Here is a 3,257-nt window from a genome sequence, read left to right on the forward strand (position 1 = left end):
CGCGCACGCGGGCCACGTCGGGGTTCGCTTGCGTCAGTTCCTCTTCCACCTGATACCAGGCATCGCGCATTCCCGCGATGATCTCGTCGCTGAAGGATCGGAAATCTACGCCGTCCGCACGCAGCGCGGTCATCGCCTGCGCGTTGAAGAAATCGAATTCGGCATGGCTCTCCAGTGCTGCTGCGTGGGCCGCGTTTTCACAGATGCTCTGCAGGGCGGCGGGCAATTCGCTCCATGCGTCCTGATTGAACACGATGGCCAACCCGGCACCCGGCTCGGTCAGGGCGGGCAGATAGCACAGCTTGGTGACCTTCTGCAGGCCAAACGCCTGATCCAGCATCGGGCCGACCCATTCGGCGGCGTCGATGGCGCCAGATTGCAGCGACTGGAAGATCTCCGGCGGCGGCATCAGCACGGAGTTGACGCCCAGTTTGCGGAAAACTTCGCCCCCCAGCCCGGCAATTCGCATATTCAACCCTTTGAGATCGTCAAGCGTGTTAACCTCACGCTTGAACCAGCCGGCGGACTGGGTATTTGAATTGCCACAATAGAATGGCTTGAGACCGCGCTGAGCATATATGTCGTCCCAGATCTCCTGCCCGCCGCCATATTTCAGCCAAGCGAAATGTTCTGACGAGGTCATCCCGAAGGGCACCGCGGTGAACCAGTGCAACGCCGAATTCTTGCCTGCGGCGTAATAGGTCGGCCCGTGCCCCACGGGCGCATTGCCCTGCTGCACCGCATCTTCGACGGCAAAAGGCGGCACCAGCTCGCCGCCACCGAAGATCTTGAACGTCAACTGCCCATCGGACATGGCGGCGACCTTCGCGGCGAAATTGCGTACGTTTGACCCGACCCCCGGGGCGTTCTTGGGAAACGCTGTCGGTAGGTTCCATTCAATCTTGCCTTGAGCGATCGCAGGGCTGCTCAAGGTCGTCGCGGCGGCTGCGATTCCCGCACCCGATGCGAGGAAGGTTCTGCGCTTCATGTTATGATTTCCTCCTATAAGTAAGATTTTAGCTGCCGAATATCTTTTCCGGTAGCCACGTCGCCAAGGTCGGGAACGCAATCAACAATCCCAACCCGACAAGTTGAAGCACCACAAAAGGCGCGACACCAATATAAATATCTGTTGTCGTGATGTGGCGCGGTGCGGTCGAGCGGAAGTAGAATAACGCAAACCCGAAAGGCGGCGTTAGAAAACTGGTCTGCAGGTTCATCGCCAGCAGCACGCCAAACCAGATTGGAGAGATGTCGCCGCCCAGAAGCGGCGGACCCAAGAGCGGCACGACGATATAGATAATCTCGACCGCCTCCAGCACAAAGCCCAGCAGAAACACCACCAACATGACCGCAGCCAGTGCGCCCCATTCGCCACCGGGCAGGGACTCCATAGCTGCCATCACGATTTCATCGCCGCCAAAGCCGCGAAACACCAGCGCCAGAAGCGAGGCGGCAACGACAATCCCAAAGACCATGCCCGATATCCGCAGCGTGTCGCGAATAGCGCCCTGCAACAACCGTCTGAACCACAGGCGCCATCCCGCGACAACGACCCCGAGAACCAGCAAGACAGCCAACGCCGCCGCAAGAACGCCCATCCCCGCGCTTTCGCTGCGGGCATCGCTGAACAGCCTCATCGTCATCAGTGAGAAGGCCGCCAGAACGCCCGACAACACCAAGTTGCGTTGCGGGCCCGGTAGCCCACCTCGATAGGCCGCCAGCATCAATGCGCCGATCGCACCCAGACCCGCCGCTTCGGTCGTCGTGGCGATCCCCACAAGGATCGATCCAAGCACCGCCAGAATGAGCAATATGGGAGGCGCGAAGCTGGACAGTATCTCACGAATGCCAACGGGTGCAGCCGCGGCAACCGCGCGCGCGGCTCCGGACGGCTTGGCCACTGGGCGCAACCCAACGAACATATACAGCGCGTAAAGGCCCACCAGAACCAGACCGGGCAGCAACGCCCCGGCGAAAAGATCGCCCACGGAAACCGGGTCGGGCGCGAAATTGCCCGCCTTTTGCTGCGCCTCCAGGTAGGTGTTTCCGATCTGATCACCCAGCAGCACCAGCAGGATGGAAGGAGGAATGATCTGGCCCAAAGTCCCACTGGCGCAGATGATGCCCGTCGCCATCCGCTTCGGCACACCGGCCTCCAGCATCGCCGGAAGGCTGATCAGCACCAACATCACAACCGTCGCCCCCACGATCCCCGTGGACGCGGCAATGATCGTCGAGAAAACCAGAACCGACAAAGCCATGCCTCGCGTTGATCCGCCCAGCATCCGGCCAAGAACCTCCAGCATGGATTCGGCCAGTCGTGACTTCTCCAGCAGCACCCCCATCAGCACGAACAATGGCACCGCCATGAGCAGGGGGTTGGACATCGTCCCGTAAACCCGCGCGGGAAAGAAATTGAGAAACCCCAGATCAAAGACGCCCACCATGGCTCCGAGGACCGCTGTCAGCAAGGGCACGCCTGCAATCGCCAGCATGGCCGGAACGCCGCTTAGAATACCCGCGAACAGGCCAAGGATCATGCCCGCTAAGAACAATTCATCAGTGATCATGCGTCGATCCCTCGGGGTCAAGCAGCACGGCGATCCCCTGCAGGATCATCAAGACGCCACTCAGCGGAACAGTCGTCTTGACCAAGAAAACCCCGCCAAGCCCGCCTGTTTCGATCGACCCCTCCCAGATCGACCAACTGTAAATCAGATCAGGCATCGAGGCCGAGGCCAACAGACCGAACACCGGCACGAGGAATACCACGAGCGCGACACAGTCCGCCATCCGCAAATACCCATCAGGCAGCCGTTCTGACAGAACCTCCACCCGCACATGTCCGGCCCGGCGTAGGCAATAAGGCAGCGACAGGATCATCAGGATGGCAAAGGCATATGCTGCAAGGTTCTGCAACTGGATGAACCCGGTATCGAACCCGAAACGCAGGATCACGGTGCCTAGGATCGCGCCTGCCAGCACGACGCAGGCCACGGCGCACAGTACGACCGTAACCCGATCAAGCACCTGACAAGTCGACAGGAAAATTGCTCGCAATACTGTCTCCCTCGCAGGCTATTTGCCAGTGCCCTAGCACCAAGCGTCCCGCTTGACTATACTCCTGTGCTTGAAATTTAGCCGCTCGTGAATAGCCCTGAGTGTAGATATGCCGTTACTCGCGGGACATTTCCTTTAATCTCCCAGGTTTGGGAAGAAGGAGATGTTCATGACGAAGGATCAACGCGAGATTC

Annotated in this window: 3 protein-coding genes; all 3 read right to left on the reverse strand. The window is 59.8% G+C overall.

The features are described from left to right. The coding region (locus G568_RS0117575) for a TRAP transporter substrate-binding protein (protein ID WP_026759173.1) at nt 1-988 on the reverse strand (988 nt) is incomplete at its 3' end. 28 nt (nt 989-1,016) lie between these two features. After that, nucleotides 1,017-2,573 (reverse strand): TRAP transporter large permease, encoded by a 1,557-nt coding sequence (locus G568_RS0117580; RefSeq protein ID WP_026759174.1) that lies wholly within the window; start codon nt 2,571-2,573, stop codon nt 1,017-1,019. Then, nucleotides 2,563-3,063 carry a TRAP transporter small permease subunit gene (locus G568_RS0117585; RefSeq protein WP_211222285.1) on the reverse strand — a complete coding sequence of 167 codons (501 nt, stop codon included), beginning with the start codon at nt 3,061-3,063 and terminating at the stop codon, nt 2,563-2,565. The genes G568_RS0117580 and G568_RS0117585 overlap by 11 nt, the downstream gene beginning before the upstream one ends. Nucleotides 3,064-3,257 lie beyond the last annotated feature (194 nt).

It is taken from the genome of Sediminimonas qiaohouensis DSM 21189 (assembly GCF_000423645.1).
Lineage (GTDB): Bacteria > Pseudomonadota > Alphaproteobacteria > Rhodobacterales > Rhodobacteraceae > Sediminimonas > Sediminimonas qiaohouensis.

Bases quoted from the DNA above. Each gene is read 5' to 3' on its own strand.
- G568_RS0117580 (WP_026759174.1), bottom strand. From the start codon at position 2,573: ATGATCACTGATGAATTGTTCTTAGCGGGCATGATCCTTGGCCTGTTC.